At 62.9% G+C, this 22135-nt stretch carries 22 protein-coding genes and 1 pseudogene; 10 read left to right on the top strand and 13 right to left on the bottom strand.

The window, feature by feature from the left end:
• The first annotated feature begins 1 nt into the window (after position 1).
• Entirely contained in the window at positions 2-469 is a 468-nt protein-coding gene (locus tag M728_RS16595; protein ID WP_026622346.1) for a GNAT family N-acetyltransferase, read from the top strand.
• Positions 470-538: 69 nt separating this feature from the next.
• Here the strand turns inward: M728_RS16595 and M728_RS16590 are convergent, their stop codons facing one another.
• From M728_RS16590 to M728_RS16580, 3 genes are all read right to left on the bottom strand, one after another.
• A complete protein-coding gene (locus M728_RS16590; protein ID WP_026622345.1) occupies positions 539-1015 on the bottom strand; it encodes an SRPBCC family protein in 477 nt (158 codons plus the stop codon).
• Positions 1012-1347: a helix-turn-helix transcriptional regulator gene (locus tag M728_RS16585; RefSeq protein WP_026622344.1), complete on the bottom strand. Its 336-nt coding sequence runs from the start codon at positions 1345-1347 to the stop codon at positions 1012-1014. Before M728_RS16585 ends, M728_RS16590 begins: the two co-directional genes overlap by 4 nt.
• A gap of 240 nt (positions 1348-1587) precedes the next feature.
• Entirely contained in the window at positions 1588-2592 is a 1005-nt protein-coding gene (locus M728_RS16580) for a D-glycerate dehydrogenase (RefSeq protein ID WP_026622343.1), read from the bottom strand.
• A 248-nt stretch (positions 2593-2840) separates the two neighbouring features.
• Here M728_RS16580 and M728_RS16575 point away from each other — a divergent pair, with 248 nt between their 5' ends.
• Complete coding sequence (locus M728_RS16575; RefSeq protein ID WP_026622342.1) at positions 2841-3380, top strand: SH3 domain-containing protein; 540 nt, start codon at positions 2841-2843, stop codon at positions 3378-3380.
• A gap of 178 nt (positions 3381-3558) precedes the next feature.
• Here the strand turns inward: M728_RS16575 and M728_RS16570 are convergent.
• The 3 genes and pseudogenes from M728_RS16570 to M728_RS16560 form a co-directional block, all read right to left on the bottom strand.
• A pseudogene (locus M728_RS16570) lies at positions 3559-4078 on the bottom strand (AAA family ATPase).
• Between the two features lie 49 nt (positions 4079-4127).
• The gene (locus M728_RS16565) at positions 4128-5120 is read right to left on the bottom strand and encodes an adenosine kinase (protein WP_026622341.1); all 993 of its coding nucleotides are present in this window, start codon (positions 5118-5120) and stop codon (positions 4128-4130) included.
• A gap of 157 nt (positions 5121-5277) precedes the next feature.
• Complete coding sequence (locus M728_RS16560) at positions 5278-5703, bottom strand: VOC family protein (RefSeq protein ID WP_026622340.1); 426 nt, start codon at positions 5701-5703, stop codon at positions 5278-5280.
• A gap of 67 nt (positions 5704-5770) precedes the next feature.
• Between M728_RS16560 and M728_RS16555 the strand changes: the two genes are divergently transcribed.
• On the top strand, positions 5771-6364 hold the full coding sequence (locus M728_RS16555; protein WP_026622339.1) for a TetR/AcrR family transcriptional regulator: 594 nt from the start codon (positions 5771-5773) through the stop codon (positions 6362-6364).
• Between the two features lie 120 nt (positions 6365-6484).
• Here M728_RS16555 and nth read toward each other — a convergent pair whose 3' ends face one another.
• The gene (gene nth, locus M728_RS16550; RefSeq protein ID WP_026622338.1) at positions 6485-7261 is read right to left on the bottom strand and encodes an endonuclease III; all 777 of its coding nucleotides are present in this window, start codon (positions 7259-7261) and stop codon (positions 6485-6487) included.
• Between the two features lie 22 nt (positions 7262-7283).
• On the opposite strand from nth, the gene M728_RS16545 reads away from it, so the two are divergent.
• Both M728_RS16545 and M728_RS16540 read left to right on the top strand, forming a co-directional pair.
• On the top strand, positions 7284-7781 hold the full coding sequence (locus M728_RS16545; protein WP_026622337.1) for a DUF2244 domain-containing protein: 498 nt from the start codon (positions 7284-7286) through the stop codon (positions 7779-7781).
• Between the two features lie 77 nt (positions 7782-7858).
• Positions 7859-8731, top strand: a complete 873-nt coding sequence (locus M728_RS16540; RefSeq protein WP_026622336.1) for a bifunctional helix-turn-helix domain-containing protein/methylated-DNA--[protein]-cysteine S-methyltransferase — start codon at positions 7859-7861, stop codon at positions 8729-8731.
• A 189-nt stretch (positions 8732-8920) separates the two neighbouring features.
• On the opposite strand, the gene M728_RS16535 is transcribed toward M728_RS16540, so the two are convergent.
• From M728_RS16535 to mepA, 6 genes are all read right to left on the bottom strand, one after another.
• Complete coding sequence (locus M728_RS16535) at positions 8921-9556, bottom strand: 2,3-bisphosphoglycerate-dependent phosphoglycerate mutase (protein ID WP_026622335.1); 636 nt, start codon at positions 9554-9556, stop codon at positions 8921-8923.
• 28 nt (positions 9557-9584) lie between these two features.
• Positions 9585-10403 (bottom strand): 4-hydroxy-tetrahydrodipicolinate reductase, encoded by an 819-nt coding sequence (gene dapB, locus M728_RS16530; protein WP_026622334.1) that lies wholly within the window; start codon positions 10401-10403, stop codon positions 9585-9587.
• A gap of 17 nt (positions 10404-10420) precedes the next feature.
• A complete protein-coding gene (locus M728_RS16525) occupies positions 10421-12223 on the bottom strand; it encodes an ABC transporter ATP-binding protein (RefSeq protein ID WP_026622333.1) in 1803 nt (600 codons plus the stop codon).
• Between the two features lie 103 nt (positions 12224-12326).
• Positions 12327-13346 (bottom strand): glucokinase, encoded by a 1020-nt coding sequence (locus M728_RS16520; protein ID WP_026622332.1) that lies wholly within the window; start codon positions 13344-13346, stop codon positions 12327-12329.
• Between the two features lie 42 nt (positions 13347-13388).
• Positions 13389-13769: a methylglyoxal synthase gene (locus M728_RS16515; RefSeq protein ID WP_026622331.1), complete on the bottom strand. Its 381-nt coding sequence runs from the start codon at positions 13767-13769 to the stop codon at positions 13389-13391.
• A 128-nt stretch (positions 13770-13897) separates the two neighbouring features.
• Positions 13898-14959, bottom strand: a complete 1062-nt coding sequence (mepA, locus tag M728_RS16510; RefSeq protein WP_026622330.1) for a penicillin-insensitive murein endopeptidase — start codon at positions 14957-14959, stop codon at positions 13898-13900.
• Positions 14960-15161: 202 nt separating this feature from the next.
• Here mepA and M728_RS16505 point away from each other — a divergent pair, with 202 nt between their 5' ends.
• The 5 genes from M728_RS16505 (at position 15162) to M728_RS16485 (ending at position 22009) form a co-directional block, all read left to right on the top strand.
• Positions 15162-17012, top strand: coding sequence for an extracellular solute-binding protein (locus M728_RS16505; RefSeq protein ID WP_084044639.1), 1851 nt, complete (start codon positions 15162-15164; stop codon positions 17010-17012).
• 178 nt (positions 17013-17190) lie between these two features.
• Positions 17191-18270: a microcin C ABC transporter permease YejB gene (locus tag M728_RS16500; RefSeq protein ID WP_026622328.1), complete on the top strand. Its 1080-nt coding sequence runs from the start codon at positions 17191-17193 to the stop codon at positions 18268-18270.
• The gene (locus tag M728_RS16495) at positions 18270-19403 is read left to right on the top strand and encodes an ABC transporter permease (protein ID WP_026622327.1); all 1134 of its coding nucleotides are present in this window, start codon (positions 18270-18272) and stop codon (positions 19401-19403) included. Before M728_RS16500 ends, M728_RS16495 begins: the two co-directional genes overlap by 1 nt.
• 8 nt (positions 19404-19411) lie before the next feature.
• Positions 19412-21040, top strand: a complete 1629-nt coding sequence (locus M728_RS16490; protein ID WP_026622326.1) for an ABC transporter ATP-binding protein — start codon at positions 19412-19414, stop codon at positions 21038-21040.
• Between the two features lie 9 nt (positions 21041-21049).
• Positions 21050-22009, top strand: a complete 960-nt coding sequence (locus tag M728_RS16485) for a glyoxylate/hydroxypyruvate reductase A (protein WP_026622325.1) — start codon at positions 21050-21052, stop codon at positions 22007-22009.
• Positions 22010-22135 lie beyond the last annotated feature (126 nt).

Here is a 22135-nt window from a genome sequence, read left to right as displayed (position 1 = left end):
GATGGAAACGATTCGCCTCGACGGAAGCTTCGATCGCTACGAAGACCTGTTGTCGCTGATCCTTTCGTCCTTCGCCTATATGGGCGGGCGAATCGATCCGCCCTCCTCCGCCCACGCGTTGACGGTGGCATCGCTACGACAGAAGGCCCTAGACGAGATCGCCTTTGCAATCACCGCCCGTCGCGGGCTTCTCGGCTGCGTCTTCTGCAAGCCGGAGCCGGACTGCCTCTACATCGGCAAGCTCGCCGTCGCTCCCAAAGCGCAGGGAAGGGGCGTCGGACGCATGTTGCTCTCCGTGGCGGAAGAGACGGCGAAGACCCTCGCTTTACCTGCGCTGAGGCTGCAGACACGCATCGAACTAACCGAGAACCACGCCACCTTCGCCGCATGGGGCTTCGTCGAGACGAGCCGCTCCGCCCATCCGGGCTTCACGCGCCCTACCTCGATCGAGATGCGGAAACGGCTTTAGCCTTCCATCAGCTCAGAGATGCGCATGCCGGGAGCTCATGGGCTGGCCTCTTCAGGGAAACCCTCAAGCTCATTTCGCATCGGATGTCTCCTCGGCAATCGCCCTGATCAGCCTGTCAAAGCCCTCCTCGGTCCCCATGACGCGTTGCTGGCGCGCCCCACCGCCCCCGAGAAACACGGCCTGCTCGGTGAGCTTCATGTGCGTTTGTGCACCGCTCGGCGTGAGCTCGATCGTAACGAGCGACACGGATATCCTCTCGCCCCTGAAGCTCATTTCATAGGCGTAGATGATCCGCTGCTCTGCCGCGATGTCGAGGTAAAAGGCGTTGAATGTCTGCTCGTTGCCTTCGGATGTTCGCCAGCGCTTGGCCTCCGATCCGCCGGCCCGGAAATCGAACTTCTCGTCGAGCACCGTCCAATCGGGGTGGCAGCCGGTCCAGCGCTCCTTGAGCTTGGGCTCGGCCCAGAAACGGAAAGCGTGTCGAGGACTTCCCGGCAATTCGCGCTCGATCACGAAGGTGGTGTGCTCAATCTCTGACGTTTTCACTGCTCGGGTTCCTCTTCGAGAATCTGCATCGCCGCGGCAAGCCGATCGAAGGCCGCATTCCACGCCGCTTCCCGCTTCCGGACCCAGTCGCCGATGGTTCTCAGCGCGTTGGCCTGAATGCTGTAGGTGCGCGTGCGGCCCACCTTGTTAGAGATGACGATGCCACTCTCCTCGAGCACCTTGAGGTGCTTGACCGCCGAGGGCAGCCTCATCCCCGCTGGCGCGGCGAGTTGCTTCACAGTGGCGGGGCCGTCGCTCAACTGCTCCACCATGCCGCGACGGTTCGGGTCCGCCAGGGCCAGGAACATTCGATCGAGTGGCTGGAGCTGCATGAATCGTCCTCTATAGTTTCCGCAATGAGAAACTATCAGGATTGTCGCTACAGATCAAGAACAGTTTCCTCGATCGGAAACTTTTTCAGCATGATCGACTACAGCCCCGCGCGTCTTTTCAGACCCACAGCGCACGACAGTAAGGTAATTGGGTTGGCGAATGCTTTTCGCGCCCTGCTTGTCGCGGGAATCCGGCGGCACCGCGTCTGCGGCGCGGAAGAGTTTTCGCGGGACTTGGCTTCAAGTCCGCCCCGGCAAAACCCTGTCCGGCGGGCGATGGCCGTCGAAGAAGGTGCGGATGTTGATCACCACCTTCTCGCCCATGTCGATGCGACCTTCGAGCGTCGCCGAGCTCATATGCGGCAGGAGCACCACCTTGCCCTCGTTGGCGAGCTTGATGAGTCGGGGATTGACGGCCGGCTCGTTCTCGAAGACGTCGAGGCCGGCACCGGCGATCTTGCCTTCCCGCAGGCATTTGATCAGTGCGGTCTCGTCGATCACATCGCCGCGCGCGGTGTTGACGATGTAACTGTCGGGGCGCATCAGCGCCAGCCGCCGGGCCGAAATCAGATGGTAAGTGGCCGGCGTGGACGGGCAATTGACCGAGACGATGTCGACGCGGGCGAGCATCTGGTCGAGGCTGTCCCAATAGGTCGCCTCCAGCATCTCCTCGGTCTCCGGCTTGACGCGATGGCGGTTGTGATAATGGATCGAGAGGCCGAAGGCCTTGGCGCGGCGGGCGACCGCGGTGCCGATCCGCCCCATGCCGACGATGCCGATCCGCTTGCCGGCAATGCGCCGGCCGAGCATCCAGGTGGGCGACCAGCCCGCCCATTCGCCCTTGCGGTCGGTCAGCACCTGCGCACCTTCGGCGAGCCGGCGTGGCACCGCGAGGATCAGCGCCATGGTCATGTCGGCCGTGTCTTCGGTCAGCACGTTCGGCGTGTTGGTGACGGTGATGCCTTTCCTCGCTGCCGCATCGACATCGATGTTGTCGACGCCGTTCGAGAAGGCGGCAATCAGTTTCAGTTGCGGCCCCGCCTGCTCGATCAGCGCGGCGTCGATTCGATCCGTCACGGTCGGCACGAGCACGTCCGCCCGCTTGACCGCCGCAACGAGCTCGGGCTGGCTGCGCGGCGTGTCGTCGATGTTGAGCTCCGCGTCGAAGAGCTCCCGCATCCTGGTTTCGACGACGTCCGGGAGTTTCCGGGTGATGTAGACGGTTGGCTTTTTCTTGCTTGTCATTCCCGTGAGCGGCCCTCGTTGACGGGTCCTTAACCAAGTTGGGCGATAGTTTCTCCCTGTAGCCGCAATTTCTACCAGACCCGGTGGGGAAGACAATTGAAAGTCGCTGTCCGGGTTCAAGGATTTGCGGCGCCGCGCGGCTGGTCAAGAGGTTGGAGCGGGATGCGGGCGGAAACCGCAGACACATTTTCTCATCCCGCTCTGGGCTTGCGCAAAGTCTCGCTTACGTTCGGAAAATGGGCCTCGTCATGCGTCACATCATTTCCAAAGCCTCTGCACTCCTATCAGCCGCACTCCTCGCGACAGCCATGCTGACCGCCACCGCCCATGCCCAGGCGGCCAAGGGGCCGAGCGGCCTGCCCCTTCCCCGCTTCGTCAGCCTGAAGGCGAAGAGCGTCAATTTGAGAATCGGCCCAAGCCTCGATTATGCGGTCGCGTTCCGCTATCTCAAACCGGGCGTTCCGGTCGAGATCATCCAGGAATACGACAACTGGCGTCGGATCCGCGACGCGGACGGGACCGAAGGCTGGGTCAACCAAGCGCTTCTCTCCGGCGATCGCACCGCGCTTGCAGCCCCCTGGATGCGCGGCAAGGGCGAGGAGGTCTTCGTCAATTTAAGGCGCGACCCACAGAGCACGGCGCCGATCGTCGCGCGCATGGAGCCCGGCGTCATGCTGCATATCGGCGAGTGCAATGGCGAGTGGTGCCATGCCGAGACGCAAGGCGTCGAAGGCTGGATCGCCCAGGCCGAGATCTGGGGCGCCTATCCCGGCGAGGCCTTCAAGTAGGCGGCGTCGGGCCCGGGACGGGCCGTTAGCTCGCTACAGCGCCGTGCGTCTTTTCAGACGCACAAAGGACGCTGTAGCACTTTGAATTGCTGCATGTTTTTGTCCTTAAATCGGGTACGATTTAAGGAAACATGCAGTAGCCAGAGCGTCCGCAAAAAGAGGCAGAGCGTGCCAGAAGTCATGGCTTGATTGCTTTCCGGCCAAGCTCAAGCTTCGAAACCAGCTCGGCAACAAGCTCGTCCACGTTCGCCGTCGCGGTATCGATGACGACGGGACGCGACCCCCAATCTTCGTAGACTCGATCGGTGACCTCTTCCCACGTCGGTTTTAACAGCCTGTACATCGGTCACCCGGGTTTCTACCCGCCGGCGATGTTCCGCCTTGTCCGAGCAGATGACCTCCACCTCGACGGCTGGCATTGCCGATCGCTCTGCTACCGCCAGCCAAGCGTCCCTGGTTACTTGCAGGCAATTTACCGAATCCGCAATGACTGTGTTGCCGAGAGCGAGGTTGTCTTCAGCCACCCCATAAGCTGCTACATATCCTGCTGGGCCGACGTCCGACTCCAAGACACCGGAAGCCCGAATGCTTTGCTCGATCGTATCGACGCGCACATGCACTGCGCGTAGCCGCTTGGCTAAAGCGCGAGCAATTGTCGTTTTCCCGGTTCCCGGCAAGCCGCCCAAGATAATGAGCATGAACAGACGCTTTCGATTCCGTCAAAACCGCACTTTCGGGCGCCATGCATCAGACGAGAGCGGCCTCGCGGGCGGCGCTCGCGAGCGAGACCAGCGGGCGCGGACCGATCTGACCGATCACGATGCCGGCGGAAAGATTGCCGAGCCGGCTGCAATCCTCGAGCGAGCGGCCTGTGGTATAGCCGAAGAGGAAGCCGGAGGCATAGAGGTCGCCGGCGCCGGTGGTGTCGACCACCTGCTCGACCGGGTTCGCGCGGACGCGGATACGCTCGGCGCCGCGCACGACGACGGAGCCTTCTTCGCTCAGCGTGACGGCGGCGAGCTTGCAGTCCTTCGCGAGCATGTCGAGCGCGTGATCGAAGTCCTCCGTCTCATAGAGTGCGAGGGCTTCCTGGCGGTTGGCGAAGACGATGTCGACCGTGCCCGAGCGCATGAGTTCGAGGAACTCGCCGCGGTAGCGGTGGACGCAGAAACTGTCGGAAAGCGTCATCGCCGTTTCGCGGCCGTGCGCATGGGCAATGCGTGCCGCCTCGCGAATCGCATCCTTGGCGCGCGGCGGGTCCCATAGATAGCCTTCGAAATAGGTGACCTTGGAGCCGGCGACGACGTCGGCCTCGACGTCCTCCGGGCCGAGCTCGACGCAGGCGCCGAGATAGGTGTTCATCGAGCGCTCGCCGTCCTCGGTGACGAAGATCATCGAGCGTGCCGTCGGCGGATGGCCGTCGAGCGGCTTCGTCTGGAAGTGCACGCCCTGAGCGCGGATATCGTGGGTAAAGATCTCGCCCAGCTGGTCGCTGGCGACCTTGCCGAAATAGGCCGCCCGTCCGCCGAGGCTGGCCACGCCGGCCGCCGTATTGCCGGCGCTGCCGCCGGACGCCTCGACCGCGGGCCCCATCCGCGAATAGAGGAGTTCCGCGCGATCGGCATTGATGAGGTTCATCGCGCCCTTGATGATGCCGTTTTCCTCGAGGAAACCGTCGTCGCAGCGCGCAATGATATCAACGATCGCATTGCCGATCGCCAGCACGTCGAATTTTGCCATGAACTCCGTCCGGGTTTTCAAAATGACCGGTGTTCGTTAATAGCGGTTTTCCGGCCATTTGGAAGACACTACAGCGCGGCGCGTTTGAGACGCGCAAAAGGTCGCCGCAGCAATCGACCCGATCAAAGGACATGCAGGTTGGCGAAAATGCCGGTGATCATGCCGGCAGCGCCTTGGCGTCATAGGCCGCGGCAAACTCGGCGCTCGGCGGAATGGGCTTGATGATGTCGATCATGACTCCGTTGGGATCGGCGGTGATGAAATGGCGCTGACCGAAGTCCTCGTCGCAGATCGGCTTGAGGATAGGCAGCCCCGCACTTCGCATCTCATCATAAAGCCGGTCGGGATCCTCCACCTCGAAATTCAGCAGCACGCCGCGCACGGGCGCCCGGTGCTGTTCCGGCACGGTCTCATGCCGATAGTCGAGGACGGCGAGCGTCACATGCTCGTCCTCGGTCGATTGAAGATGCATATACCAGTCGCTCATGAAAAGCGGCTCGAAGCGCAGATGCTTCACGTAAAAATCCGCCGTGGCCCTGACGTCGTCCGTCATGATGACCGGATAATAGCTCGTCGATTTCATCCTTCCCCTCCGTCAATCAGCAACATACAATCTGCATGTATTCATCGATAACATACAGGCTGTATGTATGCAACAGAGAAGACCGAGACGCTCGAACCAGGAGCGCTCCGACGCGACCCGAGCCGCGATCCTTGATGCCGCCCGCGCACTCTTCGTCGAGAAGGGCTATGCCGACACGGCAACACCGGAAATCGTTGCCGCGGCCGGGCTTACGCGTGGCGCGCTCTATCACCACTTCGAGGACAAGAAGGCGCTGTTTCGCGCGGTCATTGAACGGGAGGCGCGCGAAGTCGCGACGACCATCGAGAACTCCGCCGCTGAAGGCGTCGCGCCTCGCGAGGCGCTGCTCGCTGGGGCCGCCGCCTATTTCGACGCCATGGCGGCGCCCGGCAGGGTGCGCCTGCTGCTGCTCGACGGCCCGGCCATCCTCGGCGTTACCGAAATGGCGATAATCGACGCCGCGCATGGCGGCAGAACGCTCGAGGAGGGACTGGCCGCCGTCATGGCTCCGCACCGCCTGGAGGAAAAGGCGGTCAAGGCGATGGCGTTCCTGCTGTCAGCCGCTTTCGACCGGGCCGCGCTCGAGATCGAAGCCGGTGCCGCGCGTGCCGACTACGCCTACGCCATCGACAGGCTGATCGATCGCCTGATCGCTGCGTGAAGCACCTCGCGTTCATCGAATTCACGCGACGCGCTTTATGCCCTCGTTTTTGTGCATGTCGTTGTCCCGAAACCGCTGCATGCTTTCGGACGACATGCACGAGGACGGCAGGCACGACCGTCAGCCGGCGACGGGGACGACCTGTGGCGGCAGTTCGACGAGCGGCGCCGGGATGTCGCAGGTCTTCTCCGGCGATTTGCACAGGTCGGCAATCACGCAGCGTTCGCATTCCGGCCGGCGCGCCTTGCAGACATAGCGGCCGTGCAGGATCAGCCAATGGTGCGCGTGATAGAGATATTTCTTCGGAATGACGCGCAGGAGATGCGCCTCCACCTCGTCCGGCGTCTTGCCGGGAGCGAGCCGGATGCGGTTGGCGATGCGGAAGATATGCGTGTCGACGGCGATCGTCGACTGACCGAAGGCCATCGAGAGCACGACGTTAGCGGTCTTCCGCCCGACGCCCGGCAGGGTCATGAGCTCCTCGTGCGTGCGCGGTACCTCGCCACCGAAATCGGTGATCAGTTTCTCGGAAAGGGCGATGACGTTCTTTGCCTTGTTGCGATAGAGACCGATCGTCTTGATGTAGTCGCGCAGCTTTTCCTCACCGAGCGCCAGCATCTTCTCCGGCGTATCGGCGACGGCAAAGAGCGGCCGCGTCGCCTTGTTGACGCCGGCGTCCGTCGCCTGCGCCGAAAGCGCGACGGCTACGAGCAGCGTGAACGGATTGACGTGCTCGAGCTCACCCTTCGGTTCGGGCCGCTGGATGGAAAAGCGGCGAAAGATCTCCTCGACTTCAGCGGCGCTATAGGCGCTGCGCTGCCGAACGCCGTTCCGTCGTGTCGTCGCCTTCTTCGGTTTTGACGGTTGCGGCGGCGATTTGAGTTTCACGTTTTTCATGGCGCATCTATAGTCATGGGTCATGACCGAAGGCAATGTCGAGACAAGCATCAACGAAAAGCCGATCTTTGCGGCCGAACTGACGCCCTACCGCTCTCTGGGTTCAAGAGGCTTCAAGGTTTTCCTTCTGATCGCCGGCGTCATGAGCCTCATGCACATATTCGTCTTCCTGGTGATCGGCGCATGGCCGATCGTCTTCTTCTTCGGTCTCGATTTCGTGCTGCTCCTCGGCGCCTTCTGGCTCAACTACCACTCAGCGCGCGCCCGCGAGGAGGTCAGCGTCTCGCGCACCGATGTGTCGGTGAAGAAGTTCGCGCCGTCGGGAAGGATGACTGAGCACCGCTTCAATCCCTTCTGGACGCGGTTCAGCATAAAGCGCCACCAGGAAATCGGCATCGTCTCGATGAAGATCAGCGGCGGCGGGCGGCAGACCGATATCGGCTCCTTTCTCAACCGGGACGACCGCGAAACCTTCGCCGTCGCCTTCGCCCGCGCCCTGGCGACCGCACGATCGCGATAAGCGCAACGCGAAGCCCGACAAGAAACGGGTGGTTATAGGCTCCCCCGCATGATTATCTGCAGCATGAGGAGATGATCATGAACGTCGTTACATCCATTCCCACCGACATCACCCCCGAAGGCAGCGACTACGACACGGTCCGGCGGGTGATCGCAATGCTGACCGAAGATTATCGCGACCAGCCGTCGCTCGAGACAATCGCGCGGCGCCTCGGCCAATCGCCGACGCAGCTTCAGAAGGTCTTCACCCGTTGGGCGGGGCTTTCGCCCAAGGCTTTCCTGCAGGCGATCACCCTCGACCACGCGAAGCGGCTCTTGCGCCAGGAGGACATGCCGCTGCTCGAGACCAGCATCGAGGTCGGCCTGTCCGGTCCGGGGCGGCTGCACGACCTTTTCGTCACGCACGAGGCGATGTCGCCCGGCGAGTGGAAGGCGCGCGGCGCCGGCCTCACCATCCGCTACGGCTTCCACCCCTCGCCGTTCGGCACGGCGCTGGTGATGATCACCGACCGGGGCCTCGCCGGGCTCGCCTTCGCCGATACCGGCGAGGAGCGTGCGAGCTTCGACGACATGGTCGCCCGCTGGCCGAACGCGAGCTATGTCCAGGACAGCGCCGCCACGGCACGCTACGCGGCACGCATTTTCAATCCGGATCGCTGGTCGGCCGAGGAGCCGCTCAGGATCTTCCTGATCGGTTCGGATTTCCAGGTCCGGGTATGGCAGACGCTCCTGAAGGTCCCGCTTGGCAAGGCGACGACCTATTCGAAAATTGCCGAAGACATTGGTCAGCCGACGGCCTCACGCGCCGTTGGTGCTGCGGTCGGGCGCAACCCGATCTCCTTCGTCGTGCCGTGCCATCGTGCGCTCGGCAAGACCGGCGACCTCACTGGCTATCACTGGGGGCTGACGCGCAAACGCGCTATCCTCGGCTGGGAGGCGGGGAAGGCGTGAGGGCTTAAACGGATTGCCGCCGATTGCCCCTCATCCGGCCTGCCGGCCACCTTCTCGCCGCAAGCGGGGCGAAGGGACTCGCGGCACCCGCCTAACTCTGCCCCCCTCCCCGCGCGCGGGGAGAGGGTTAGTCCTCGGGTTAAACCCGAGGAGAGGGGCAAACGCCCTCCTATTGAAACCAAGCCAAATTCAATGCGCGCCGGACATATCCCCGAGCACTTCCTTGGAGGCGACGGTCGAATCCGCCTTCAGCTTGTAGACCATCGGCACGCCGGTCGCGAGGTTGAGCTTGAGGATCTGTTCCTTGGTCAGCCGATCGAGCACCATGACGAGCGAGCGCAGGGAGTTGCCGTGGGCGGCGACCAGCACCTTCTCGCCGGAGAGCACGCGCGGCAGGATGTCGGTGAGATAATAGGGCCAGACGCGGGCGCCGGTATCGCGCAGGCTTTCGCCGCCGGGCGGCGGCACGTCGTAGGAGCGGCGCCAGATGTGCACCTGCTCCTCGCCCCACTTCGCACGCGCATCGTCCTTGTTGAGGCCGGAAAGATCGCCGTAGTCGCGCTCGTTCAGCGCCTGGTCGCGGATCGTTTCCAACGACGATTGGCCGACGGCATCGAGCACGAGCTGGCAAGTGCGTTGTGCGCGGATAAGGGCGGAGGTGAAGGCGACGTCGAATTTGATGCCGTATTCGGCGAGTGCCTTGCCGCCGGCCTTTGCCTCCTCGATGCCGAGCTCGGTGAGGTCAGGATCGCGCCAGCCGGTGAAGAGGTTCTTCAGGTTCCAGTCGCTCTGGCCGTGCCGAACAAGGACGAGGGTGCCGCTCATTTCGTTTTCCTCTTGAAGATGTAGATGTTCAGTTGAGCCCGAGAACGTCGAGCATGGTATAGAAGCCCGGCTTCCGGCCGCGGCCCCAGAGGGCGGCGGCGACCGCGCCGCGCGCGAAGATCGAGCGATCCGTGGCGCTGTGCGAGAGCGTCACCATCTCACCCTCGCCGGCGAGGATGACGGAGTGCTCGCCGACGACCGAACCGCCGCGCAGCGAGGCAAAGCCGATCGTTCCTCGAGACCGCGCGCCGGTATGGCCGTCGCGCACGCGCACCGAATGTTGCGCGAGGGAGATGCCGCGTCCCTTCGCCGCCGCCTCGCCGAGAAGCAGCGCCGTGCCCGATGGCGCGTCGACCTTGTGCTTGTGATGCATTTCGAGGATCTCAATGTCCCATCCGGCGGCCGGAAGCGCGCGCGCCGCCTTTTCCGTGAGGACGCCGAGCAGGTTGACGCCGAGGCTCATATTGCCGGACCTGATGATGCGGGCATGGCGGGCGGCGGCGAGAATCTTCGCATCGTCCTCCGCCGAGCAGCCGGTCGTGCCGATGACATGGACGATGCGCGCCTGCGCCGCGAGCGCGGCAAATTCGACGGAGGTCGCGGGCGACGTGAAATCGAGCACGCCTTCGGCATCGAGGAAGGCTTCGAGCGGCTTGTCGGTGACGGGGACGCCGATCGGCCCAAGCCCCGCGATCTCGCCTGCGTCGCGGCCGATGACGGGCGAGCCGGGGCGCCCGATTGCGGCGTGGAGACGCACGCCGTCCATCTCATGAACGATCCGGATCAGCGTTTGGCCCATACGGCCAGCCGCGCCGACCACCACGAGCTTCATGTCCGTTTCGCTCATCGTCGAATTCCTTTGTTCTACAGGATTTGGGCCTCGGCGGGCGTGTCGGCGCTGCCCTGAAGATTGTGCAGGCGAGCGTAGAGACCGTCCGGACGCCGCGCAAGCTCCTCGTGCGTGCCCTCCTCGACGACGGTGCCGTCCTTCATGACGACGATCTTGTCCGCGTTGACGACGGTGGAGAGCCTGTGAGCGATGACGATGACTGTGCGGCCGCTCATCGCCTGCTCGAGCGCCTTCTGCACGGCCGCCTCCGACTCGGTGTCGAGCGCCGAAGTAGCCTCGTCCAGAAGCAGAATGGGCGCATCGCGCACGAGCGCACGAGCGATCGACAGGCGCTGGCGCTGGCCGCCCGAAAGCGTGATGCCATGTTCGCCGACGGGCGTGTCGTATCCCTCCGGCTGCGCCAGGATGAAATCATGCGCGTAGGCAAGCCGCGCCGCTTCCTCGACTTCCGCATCCGTCGCCTCCGGCCGGCCATAACGGATGTTGTCCCGGATCGAACCCTCGAAAAGATAGGGCTGCTGAGAGACATAGGCGAGGCCGTTGCGCAGCGACTGCTTGGTGACGCCGGCGATATTCTGGCCGTCGATGACGATTTCGCCCGCGTGCGGATCATAGAAGCGCGGGATGAGGCTGATGATCGTCGACTTGCCGGCGCCGGACGGACCGACGAGCGCCGTCGTCTTGCCGCCCTCCGCCCGGAAGCTGACTCCTTTGAGGATTTCCTCGCCGTTGCCGTAGGCGAAGCGCACCTCGCGCAGCTCGACCGTCGCCTCGCCGAGCTTGAGTTCGGTCGCGTCGGGCCGGTCACGCTGATGCGGCACCGTGTCGAGAATCTCGTAGATCATCCGCGCATTGACCACGGCCCGCTCAAGCGAAACCTGCAGGCGCGCCAGGCGCCGGGCCGGGTCGTAGGCCATGAGGAGCGCGGTGACGAAGGCGAAGAAGGCGCCCGGCGGGATATTGCTATAGATCGCGCGGAAAGCCGCGTAGGCGAGCACGCTCGAGATCGCGAAGCCGGCGAAGGTCTCGGTCATCGGCGCCGTGCGCTCGCTGAGGCGGGCGATGCGGTTGGCGCGGTTTTCGGCGCGCTCGATGATCGCCTCGACCTTGCGGCGCAGCTCCTCCTCCATCGTAAAGGCCTTGACGATGGTGATGCCCTGGATGGTCTCCTGCATCGCACCCAGGACGCGGCTGTTGACCTCGACCGCCTCGCGCGTCGCCAGGCGCAGACGCTTGGAGATGTAGCGCAGGCCAAGGAGCAGCGGCGGAGCCACGAAGAAGACGATCAGCGACAGGAGCCAGTCCTTGCTGAACATGACGCCGACCAGGCCGACCAGCGTCAGGAAGTCACGGGCGATCGACGTCACCGTCATGTTGAGCACGTCGCGGATACCGCCGACGTTCTGGCTGATCTTGGCGGCAAGTTGGGCGGAGCGCTGCTCATGGAAATAGCCGACGCTGAGCGCCATCAGGTGCGCATAAAGGCGTCGCTGATAACGCGCGACTATGTTGTTGCCGATCTTCGAAAGCGCAACGGCCTGCCCGTAGGTCGCAAGGCCCCGGAGAACGAAGGCGGCGAAGATCGCAACGCAGATCACCAGCACGATGTCCGCGCGCCGGTTGGCGAAGGCCTCGTTGATCACCGTTTCCATGATCCAGGCGGTGAAGCCCGTCGTTGCCGCCACCACGACAAGGCATGCGATGGCGAAGGCATAGCCCCGGATGTGGTCGCGGCCGTTTTCGGCGATGACGCGCCGCAGGATTCCGGTGATTGTTTCGGAATCGACTGCGCGCTGGTTTCTATCCTTGGCGTTCAATAAGCCCGTCTTCCCTGAGCCCGTGTGCCGGATGCCGGCGTCGTCTGCCGGGCTCTATAGTGGTTTGAAGCCGCTTTGGCGAGTCTTTGCGGTGAGCGGCGCTTTAGCTTCTCCAGCGCCGTCCCTCCATTGCAACACCGAAGTCGCTCGGCGCACGTGCGAAGGCGGCAAGGCCGGAGAGCGCCGCCATCGGATGAATGACGGCAAAGCTCGGAATCGTCCGCATCAGCGCCGAATGCGGCGCCTTGTCCTCGAAGGCGACACGGAATTCGGGCTTCATCAGCGCCGGCAAGATCTTCTGAGAAATGCCGCCGGAGAGGAACACGCCACCACGCGCCATGAAGATCAAAGCCATATCGCCGGCAACGCGCCCAAGATAGGTCGAGAAGAGCGACACGGTCTCGACTGCCGCCGCATCGCTGCCCGTAAGCGCGCTCGTCGTCACTTCGGCCTGATCCGCGAGAGCAGGCTCCTCGCCATTGGCGGCGCAGACCGCGCGATAGAGATTCATGATGCCGCGGCCGCATAGGATCTGCTCGCCCGCCATGCGCCCCTCGATCGGCTCGAGGAAAGGCCATATGCGGAAATCGCGTTCGGTGCGCGGTCCGATGTCGACATGGCCGCCCTCGCCGGGCACCGGAATCCAGGTGTTTTGCGCGAAGACAAGCCCCGCGACACCGAGACCGGTCCCGGGGCCGAGGACGACGCGGGAACTCATCGCGCGGACGCTGCCGCCGCCAATCTGCACGACGTCCCCCTCGGCCGGCGTGGCGATCGCGAGCGCCTGAGCCTCGAAGTCATTGATGATCAGCACGTCCTCGAGCCGGAGGCTCGCCAGCATGTCCTTCGGCCGGATGACCCAGCCTGCATTGGTGAGCGGGATCTCGTCGCTCTTGATCGGCCCGGCCACCGCGAGGATCGCCGAGCGCGGCCTGACCGGGGTCTTGTCGAGGATGCATTTCTGCATCGCTTCCTCGATGGTCGCGAAATCCCCGGTCTTGATCGGCGGAAGCTGCTGCGGCAAGGCATCAACATCGACAAGCAACGCGAAGCGGGCATTCGTGCCGCCGATATCGCCGATCAATATCGGAAAGGGAAAGCTGGGGTCACTCGCATTGAGCATGGCAAATCCGTCCTGATCGCCTTGGAATATTCAGGATGTGTATCAGTTGCGCCTGAAGGCGATCAACTCTTCGGCGGTCGCGCGATTGAGCGCCATGGGGATGTCGTAGACGATCGCGAGCCGCATCAGCGCCTTGACGTCGACATCGTGCGGCATCGGCGTCAGCGGATCGACGAAGAAGATAAGGCAGTCCACGTCGCCCGTCGCGATCAGCGCGCCGATCTGCTGGTCGCCGCCGAGCGGACCGCTCTTCAGCCGCGTGATGTCGAGCCCGGGGCAGACGTCGAGGACGCGGCCGCCGGTCGTTCCCGTCGCGACGATCTTCCACTTGGACAGGACCGCCTCGTTCGCCTTGGCGAAGGCGGCGAGGTCATCCTTCTTCTGATCATGGGCGATCAGGGCGAGACATTTCCGATCTGCCATGCGCGGGCCCCCGGCAAGAATCACGTCCACGCGGAGCGCTGTGCGACGCTCCGTTCCGGAACATTAAATCGATTTGATCGCCCTATACATGAGCGTCGTGAGATTGGGAAGGCTCGGCTCAGCTGCCGCTATTGCAGGCCCGGCCGGGGGGACGGGATCGGAACGTCTGCAAGTGGCGCGTCCGCCGCCGCGCCGATCACCGCCTCGATGCTGGTCGCCGCTGCCGGGATCGCGGCAGGAGCTCGATAGGCGGTGCCGAAGGTCGCCTCTTGTTCGGTGGCCGGTGCCGGACCGTTCAGCACCAGGGCGCAGGCCTTCGGCAGATCGGCAAGCTTCGCGAATTTCGGCTTTACCGGCTTTTGCGGCTTCTTCGGCTTTGCCCAGGGCTCGTCCGTGAACCACCAGGCAAGCGATTTGTCGCAGCCGTCGCCCGTGGGGACCGAAGCCTGGTCCTTGCAGCCCTTGGAGCCCGGCGGGCACTTGATGCGGATGTGGAAGTGGTAGTCGTGGCCATAGATCGGCCGGACCTTGCCGAGCGCCGCGCGATCGCCTTTCCAGGTATCGCAGAGCTTCTTCTTGATGGCGGGATTGACGAAGACCCGCTCGACTTCCGGGTAGCTCGCCGCCAGCATGATCAGCCTGGCGTGAGACGGCGTCCAGACAGAACGGTCGATCGTCAGGAACTTGTTTTTGTCCAACATCGACGTGGCGGAAATCGTTTCGCGCTCCTGGTAGCTCAGCGTCCTTTGCGGCATCGGCGTCAGCCAGATGTCGGCGTCTAGGCCGATCTGGTGCGAGGCATGGCCGGAGAGCATCGGACCGCCGCGCGGCTGCGAGATGTCGCCGAGCAGAAGCCCGGGCCAGCCGATCTTTTCCACCGCGTCATGGGAGAAGCGCTCGATCAGCGCGATCATCGCCGGGTGCCCCCAGCGGCGATTGCGCGACAGGCGCATCGCCTGCCAGGTCGGACCATCGGTCGGGATGGCAACACCGCCGGCGAGGCAGCCCTTGGAATAGAAACCGAACGAGGCGGGTGCGGCCTGCATCGGCAAGGCCATGGAGCCGAAGAGTTCCTTGGCCGGCGTGCCGTCTGCCGCTGTCGCATTTGCTGAAACGAGGCTCGCGCCCATGACCAACGCCAAGAGCGCCGAACCGCAACGTCGAAGCGCAGCACGCCCGAAAAATCTCATTCCATTCCCCTCAAGCAGTGACGAGCGGCAAAACAGCCGCCGACCTCTCCTATCTTGATTCGCCGCAGTTGCATCAGCCTTGCGACTCACCCGGATGTGACTCGAAAATTTCGCCTGATTTTGGGCAAGCCCTGTCAATTGCCCTGATTTGGCCTATTCTGGTTTTCAAGGATAATCGAAAACACAAGGAGAAGCGGCCGGAATGCAGCATGATAGCGCAAGGAAAGTGGGCAAACTGGCGTGTGCGCTTCTGGCATTGAGCCTCTTCCTTCCCTCGTTCGCTGTAAGCCAGAACTTGCAATGGCGCAGTGGCGTCTCGATGTTCGGGGAGCCCAAATATGACGACGGTTTCCCCCATTTCGACTACGTCAATCGCGATGCACCCAAGGGCGGAGAGCTTCGGCTCACGGCAATGGGCACCTTCGACACGTTGAATCCCCTCCTGGCCAAAGGCGAGGCCGCCTCTGGCATTACACTCGTATTCGAGACGCTGCTCACGCGTGCATTCGACGAGCCCGGTACGGATTACGGGCTCTTGGCCGAGGCGGTGGCCTTTCCCGCCGACATCTCCTTCGCCAAGTTCCGGCTGCGCCCGGAGGCAAAATGGGCGGACGGGAAGCCTGTGACGCCGGAAGACGTGGTCTTCAGTTTCGACAAGGCAAAGGAACTCGACCCGCAGCGGCAATTCTATTACCAACACGTCGTCAAGGCGGAAAAGACGGGCGACCGGGAGGTCACTTTCTCGTTCGACGAGAAGAACAACCGTGAACTGCCGCGGATTGTCGGCGAGCTTGTGGTGGTGCCGAAGCACTGGTGGGAAGGCAAGACGGCCAATGGTCAGCAGCGCGATATCGGCAAGACGACCTTGGAAGTCCCCATGGGGTCCGGCCCTTACAAGCTGACGCGAGTTTCGCCCGGTTCGACGCTGCGCTATGAGCTGCGGGACGACTATTGGGGCAAAGACCTCAACGTGAATGTCGGCAGCAATAACTTCGGCGCGATCACCTATAGTTACTACGCCGATCTCGACGTCGCCTTCGAGGCGTTTCGGTCGGGAAACGCCGATTACTGGTCGGAGAACTCGGCACGGCGTTGGGCGACCGCCTATGATTTCCCGGCCGTCAAGGACGGACGCATTAAGCGCGAGAAACTCGAGAACGATTATCGCGACAGCGGCGTCCTCGTGGGCTTCATCTTCAATCTGCGCCGGCCCAAATTCGAAGACATCCGCGTGCGCCGGGCAATCAACTACGCCTTCGATTTCGAGGAACTGCGGCGCACGATCTTCTTCAACGAATATACGCGGATAGACAGCTTCTTCTATGGCTCCGAGCTTGCCTCGCGCGGCCTTCCGCAAGGTCGCGAACTCGAGATTCTGAACGAAGTGAAGGACCTGATACCGCCGGAGGTTTTCACCACGGAATACAAGAATCCCGTCGGCGGCGATCCGCAGAAACTGCGCGACAATCTGCGCAAGGCGATAGCCCTGTTCAAGGAAGCCGGCTATGAACTCCGCGACAATCGAATGGTCAACGTCAAGACGGGCGAACCGTTTGATTTCGAAATACTTCTTGACGGACCGACGATCGAGCGTGTCGCGTTGCCCTTCGCGCAGAACCTGAAGAAGATTGGAATCAACGCCACCGTGCGAACGGCCGATTCTTCGCAATACACCAATCGCTGGCGCTCGCGCGACTTCGACGTCCTCTATCTTGGCTGGGGACAATCGATTCACCCTGGCAACGAGCAAGCCGAGTACTGGGGTTCAGAGGCCGCGAAGCGCGAGGGCTCACAGAACTATTCAGGTATCAGTGAACCGGGAATCGATGCCCTGATCGACAAAGTCATCTTCGCCAAGGACCGCGACGACCTCGTTGCCGCAACGAAGGCTCTCGATCGCGTGCTCCTTGCTTATCAGCTCGTCGTTCCGAGTTACACTGCCCGATATGGTCGCCTCGCCTATTGGAATACCATCGTCCGGCCAGAGACATTGCCTCAGTATTCCACCGGATTTCCAACGATATGGTGGTCGACGAAGGCGGGGGGCAAATGAAGCCCTTGCGCTTAGGCGACGTCTCGATTCCAAATGCGGGAAGACGAATCAGGAAGCAGGAAAGGCTCCGCCGAGGCCGCAGCCGACGGGAGATGCAGGGATTGAAACATCATAGAGGGCATGCCGACGCTTCGCGGGTCCGGTTCGCCGGCAACACGTCGATCCAGAGGTTCGCCTGATGGGTGCCTATATCCTGCGCCGGCTGCTCCTAATGATCCCGACGATCATCGGGATCATGGCCATCTCCTTTGCCGTCGTGCAGTTCGCGCCGGGCGGCCCGGTCGAACAGGTGATCGCCGATCTCACCAATGCCGCCGGGTCCGACAGGCTGTCCGGTACTGGTGGCGATCTCGTGCAGGGGGGCGGCGAGGGCGGCCAGTATCGCGGCGCGCAAGGCCTCGATCCGGAATTCATCGCCAAGCTCGAGAAGCAATTCGGTTTCGACAAGCCGCCGCTCGAGCGCTTCGTCACGATGATGTGGAACTATGCCCGCTTCGATTTCGGCGAGAGCTTCTTCCGCAACACGTCCGTCATCGACCTCATCATTGAGAAGATGCCGGTGTCGATCTCGCTCGGAATCTGGATTCTCATCTTTTCCTACGCGATCTCAATCCCGCTCGGCATCAAGAAGGCGGTGTCGGATGGCTCGACCTTCGACGTGTGGACCTCCGGCGTCATCATCGTCGGCTACGCGGTGCCGAGCTTCCTCTTCGGCATTCTCCTGATCGTGCTTTTTGCCGGTGGGTCCTTCTTCGACTGGTTCCCCTTGCGCGGCCTCGTCTCCGATAATTTCCACGAGCTTCCCTGGTACCAGAAGATTCTCGACTATTTCTGGCACATGACGCTGCCGCTGATCACGCTCCTGCTCTCGGCCTTCGCGACGACGACGCTGCTCACCAAGAACTCCTTCATCGACGAGATCAAGAAGCAATATGTCACCACGGCGCGGGCCAAGGGGCTTGGAGAGCGGCAGGTGCTCTACGGCCACGTCTTCCGCAACGCCATGTTGATCATCATCGCCGGCTTCCCGGGTGCTTTCATCTCCGCCTTTTTCACCGGCTCGCTGCTCATCGAATATATCTTCTCCCTCGATGGGCTGGGCCGCCTCGGCTATGACGCGGTCGTCAAGCGCGACTATCCGATCGTCTTCGCGACGCTCTACATCTACTCGCTGATGGGCCTCGTCGTCAGCCTCATGTCGGACCTCATCTACACCTGGGTCGATCCCCGCATCGATTTCGAGCGGAGGGACGTCTGATGAGTACCGTCGCGACCTACGCCAAGACACCGGAAAAAGGCTGGTTGACGCCGATCGGGCGGCGCCGCTGGCAGAATTTCAAGGCGAACCGCCGCGGCTACTGGTCGCTCTGGATCTTCCTCCTGCTCTTCGGCCTCAGCCTGTTTGCGGAATTCATCGCCAACGACAAGCCGATCCTCGCCTCCTACAAAGGCGAGATCCTGTTTCCCGTGCTGATCGACTATCCGGAAGAGAAGTTCGGCGGGTTTCTCGCCGAAACCGACTACCGCTCCGACTTCATCCGCGACGAGATCGAGGCGAACGGCTGGGCGATCTGGCCGCCGATCCGCTATTCCTATCAGACGGTCAATTCCAACATCCCGCATTCGGCGCCGACGCCGCCCTTCTGGCTGATGAGCGAGGAAGAACGCTGCTCCGCCTACCCGCAAGGCGCTGCCGACCCGGGATGCATAGTCGGCAATCTCAACTGGCTCGGCACCGACGACCAGGCGCGCGACGTTATGGCGCGGATGATCTATGGCTTCCGCATCTCAGTCCTCTTCGGCCTCGCTCTGACGATCGCCTCCGCCGTGATCGGGGTTTCGGCGGGCGCCGTGCAGGGCTATTTCGGCGGCTGGACCGACCTCCTCCTCCAGCGCTTCATCGAGATCTGGTCGTCGATGCCGGTGCTCTACATCCTGCTCATCATCGCCGCCATCCTGCCGCCCGGCTTCTTCATCCTGCTCGGCATCATGCTGCTCTTCTCCTGGGTCGGTTTCGTCGGCGTGGTCCGTGCCGAATTCCTGCGCGCTCGCAATTTCGAGTATGTGAACGCGGCGCGCGCGCTCGGCGTCGGCAACGGTACGATCATGTACCGCCACCTGCTGCCGAATGCGATGGTCGCCACACTCACCTTCCTGCCCTTTATCCTTTCGGGCTCGATCACCACGCTCACCTCGCTCGACTTTTTGGGCTTCGGCATGCCGCCCGGCTCGCCCTCGCTCGGCGAGATGATCGCCCAGGGCAAATCGAACCTGCAGGCGCCATGGCTGGGGCTGACGGCCTTCTTCGCCATGTCCATCATGCTTTCGCTGCTGATCTTCGTCGGCGAGGCGACGCGCGATGCCTTCGACCCGAGAAAGACGTTCCGGTGAGCGCGACGATGACAGACACCCTCCTCTCCGTGCGCGATCTCTCCGTCGCCTTTCACCAGGGCGGCGAAACGTCGATGGCCGTCGACCGCATTTCCTTCGACATCAAGCGCGGTGAGACCGTCGCGCTCGTAGGCGAGTCCGGCTCCGGCAAATCGGTCTCGGCGAACTCGATCCTGAAGCTCTTGCCCTATCCCTCGGCGAGCCACCCGAGCGGGGAAATCGTCTTCAACGGCAAGGACCTGCTGAAGGCGAGCGATGCGGAGCTCAGGCACGCGCGCGGCAACGACATCACGATGATCTTCCAGGAGCCAATGACATCTCTCAATCCGCTGCACACGATCGAGCAGCAGATTGGTGAGATCCTCGAACTTCATCAGGACGTGAAGGGTCCCGCCACCCGCGCGAAAACGTTGGAACTGCTCAACCAGGTCGGCATCCGCGAAGCGGAAAAACGTCTAGGCGCCTATCCGCACCAGCTTTCCGGCGGCCAGCGCCAGCGCGTGATGATCGCCATGGCGCTCGCCAATCGGCCGGAGCTCTTGATCGCCGACGAGCCGACGACCGCGCTCGATGTGACCGTTCAGGCGCAGATTCTCGAGCTCCTGAAATCGCTCAAGGATCAGCACGGCATGTCCATGCTGTTCATCACTCATGACCTCGGCATCGTCCGCAAGATTGCCGACCGCGTCTGCGTCATGACCAAGGGCAAGATCGTCGAGGCCGGCCCGACCGCCGAGATCTTCGCCAATCCACAGCACGCCTATACCCGCCATCTGCTCGCCGCTGAACCCAAGGGCGAACCGCCGGCTTCCGACGCCTCGAAACCGATCGTCATCGAAGCGAAGGAGATGAAGGTCTGGTTCCCGATCAAAGCCGGCCTCCTGCGCCGCGTCGTCGACCATGTGAAGGCAGTCGATGGCGTCGATCTGACGCTTCGCGCCGGCCAGACCCTCGGCGTCGTCGGCGAATCGGGCTCCGGCAAGACGACGCTTGGTCTCGCGTTGACGCGGCTCATCTCATCGCAGGGCCGAATCGCTTTCGTCGGCAAGGATATCGACGCCTACAGCTTCCGCGAGATGCGGCCGCTCCGAAACCGGATGCAGATCGTCTTCCAGGATCCTTACGGGTCGCTCAGTCCGCGCATGTCCGTCGCCGATATCGTCGGCGAGGGGCTGAAGATTCACGAAAAGGCGCTCTCGGATGAAGAGCGCGACGCCCGTGTCGCCGCAGCTCTTCAAGAGGTCGGGCTCGATCCCGCCACCCGCTGGCGCTACCCGCACGAATTCTCCGGCGGTCAGCGCCAGCGCATCGCGATCGCCCGGGCGATGGTGTTGAAGCCGCAATTCGTCATGCTGGACGAGCCGACCTCGGCGCTCGACATGAGCGTGCAGGCGCAGGTGGTCGACCTTCTGCGTGACCTGCAGCGCAAGCACAATCTCGCTTATCTCTTCATCAGCCACGACTTGAAGGTCGTGCGGGCGCTCGCCAACGAGGTGATCGTCATGCGGACGGGGAAAGTGGTCGAGCAGGGTCCGGCCGAGCGTATCTTTACCGCGCCTAGCGAAGATTATACCAAAGCGCTGATGGCCGCCGCCTTCAACCTCGAAGCCGTCAACCTCGCCGCCGTTCGTCAGTAGAGTATCCCAATGCCCGTAAAGAGCCCCGTGATCGTCGACCTGAAATTCATCCCGGAGGAGGTCGAAGCGGCGCTCCTCGGCGCCTTTCCCGATCGCGAGGTGATCAATCTTGCCGATTCCGCCCATGAAGGGCGCGATCTTTTGGGCATCAACTACGCAGTCGTGTGGAAATCTGCGCCCGACCTCTTCTCCCGTGCACCGGACCTCAAAGTCGTCTTTTCCGGCGGTGCCGGCGTAGACCACGTGCTGACGCTGCCGGGCCTTCCCGACGTGCCGCTCGTTCGCTTCGTCGACCGGACGCTGACGACGCGCATGAGCGAATGGATCGTGATGCAGTGCCTCCTGCATCTTCGTCAGCATCGCGCCTATGAGGCGCTGGCGAGGAAGCACGAATGGCGCGACCTCATCCAGCCGGAGGCCGCCGATGTGACCATCGGCATCATGGGCATGGGCGTGCTCGGCCAGGATGCCGCGCGCAAGCTCGCAATGATGGGCTTCAAGGTGATCGGCTGGTCGCGCACGAAGCGCGCCGTCGAGGGAATCGAGACCTATGACGCTGCCGGATTGAACGCCTTTCTAGGGAGGACGGACTTCCTCGTGGGCCTCCTGCCGCTGACGCCTGACACCAGAGGCATCTTCAACGCCGGCCTCTTCAAGAAGCTCAGCCGCAACGGGCCGTTCGGCGCTCCCGTCTTCATCAATGCCGGCCGAGGCGGCAGCCAGGTAGAGGCCGACATCCTCGAGTGCCTCGATTCGGGCGTTCTTGGAGGCGCCTCACTCGATGTCTTCGAAAGGGAGCCGCTTTCGCCGGAAAGCCGCTTCTGGGACATGCCGAATGTCTACGTGACACCGCACGTCGCTGCTTCGTCCGACGTCAGGGCCCTCTTTGCGCATGTCGAGCATCAGATCGCGCGTTTCGAAAGCGGCCTGCCGCTGGAGCATGTGGTGGACAAGGTAGCCGGCTACTGACCTGCCTCCGCCGAGATCACTACGAAGGCAGTCGTGAGCGCGGCGTCCCTCCCATGACTGGCGAAGGCTTGCCCCAGGTCCCTACAGCGCCGTGCGTCTTTTCAGACGCACAAAGGACGCTGTAGC

Source organism: Ensifer sp. WSM1721 (genome assembly GCF_000513895.2).
Taxonomy (GTDB): Bacteria; Pseudomonadota; Alphaproteobacteria; order Rhizobiales; family Rhizobiaceae; genus Sinorhizobium.
The sequence above is the reverse complement of the archived record's forward strand: the minus strand, read 5'-3'. Positions and strand labels throughout refer to the sequence as shown.

Bases quoted from the DNA above. Each gene is read 5' to 3' on its own strand.
- M728_RS16595 (WP_026622346.1), top strand. From the start codon at position 2: ATGGAAACGATTCGCCTCGACGGAAGCTTCGATCGCTACGAAGACCTG.
- M728_RS16585 (WP_026622344.1), bottom strand. From the start codon at position 1,347: ATGCAGCTCCAGCCACTCGATCGAATGTTCCTGGCCCTGGCGGACCCG.
- M728_RS16580 (WP_026622343.1), bottom strand. From the start codon at position 2,592: ATGACAAGCAAGAAAAAGCCAACCGTCTACATCACCCGGAAACTCCCG.
- M728_RS16575 (WP_026622342.1), top strand. From the start codon at position 2,841: ATGCGTCACATCATTTCCAAAGCCTCTGCACTCCTATCAGCCGCACTC.
- M728_RS16565 (WP_026622341.1), bottom strand. From the start codon at position 5,120: ATGGCAAAATTCGACGTGCTGGCGATCGGCAATGCGATCGTTGATATC.
- M728_RS16560 (WP_026622340.1), bottom strand. From the start codon at position 5,703: ATGAAATCGACGAGCTATTATCCGGTCATCATGACGGACGACGTCAGG.
- M728_RS16555 (WP_026622339.1), top strand. From the start codon at position 5,771: ATGCAACAGAGAAGACCGAGACGCTCGAACCAGGAGCGCTCCGACGCG.
- nth (WP_026622338.1), bottom strand. From the start codon at position 7,261: ATGAAAAACGTGAAACTCAAATCGCCGCCGCAACCGTCAAAACCGAAG.
- M728_RS16545 (WP_026622337.1), top strand. From the start codon at position 7,284: ATGACCGAAGGCAATGTCGAGACAAGCATCAACGAAAAGCCGATCTTT.
- M728_RS16540 (WP_026622336.1), top strand. From the start codon at position 7,859: ATGAACGTCGTTACATCCATTCCCACCGACATCACCCCCGAAGGCAGC.
- M728_RS16535 (WP_026622335.1), bottom strand. From the start codon at position 9,556: ATGAGCGGCACCCTCGTCCTTGTTCGGCACGGCCAGAGCGACTGGAAC.
- dapB (WP_026622334.1), bottom strand. From the start codon at position 10,403: ATGAGCGAAACGGACATGAAGCTCGTGGTGGTCGGCGCGGCTGGCCGT.
- M728_RS16520 (WP_026622332.1), bottom strand. From the start codon at position 13,346: ATGCTCAATGCGAGTGACCCCAGCTTTCCCTTTCCGATATTGATCGGC.
- M728_RS16515 (WP_026622331.1), bottom strand. From the start codon at position 13,769: ATGGCAGATCGGAAATGTCTCGCCCTGATCGCCCATGATCAGAAGAAG.
- mepA (WP_026622330.1), bottom strand. From the start codon at position 14,959: ATGAGATTTTTCGGGCGTGCTGCGCTTCGACGTTGCGGTTCGGCGCTC.
- M728_RS16505 (WP_084044639.1), top strand. From the start codon at position 15,162: ATGCAGCATGATAGCGCAAGGAAAGTGGGCAAACTGGCGTGTGCGCTT.
- M728_RS16500 (WP_026622328.1), top strand. From the start codon at position 17,191: ATGGGTGCCTATATCCTGCGCCGGCTGCTCCTAATGATCCCGACGATC.
- M728_RS16495 (WP_026622327.1), top strand. From the start codon at position 18,270: ATGAGTACCGTCGCGACCTACGCCAAGACACCGGAAAAAGGCTGGTTG.
- M728_RS16490 (WP_026622326.1), top strand. From the start codon at position 19,412: ATGACAGACACCCTCCTCTCCGTGCGCGATCTCTCCGTCGCCTTTCAC.
- M728_RS16485 (WP_026622325.1), top strand. From the start codon at position 21,050: ATGCCCGTAAAGAGCCCCGTGATCGTCGACCTGAAATTCATCCCGGAG.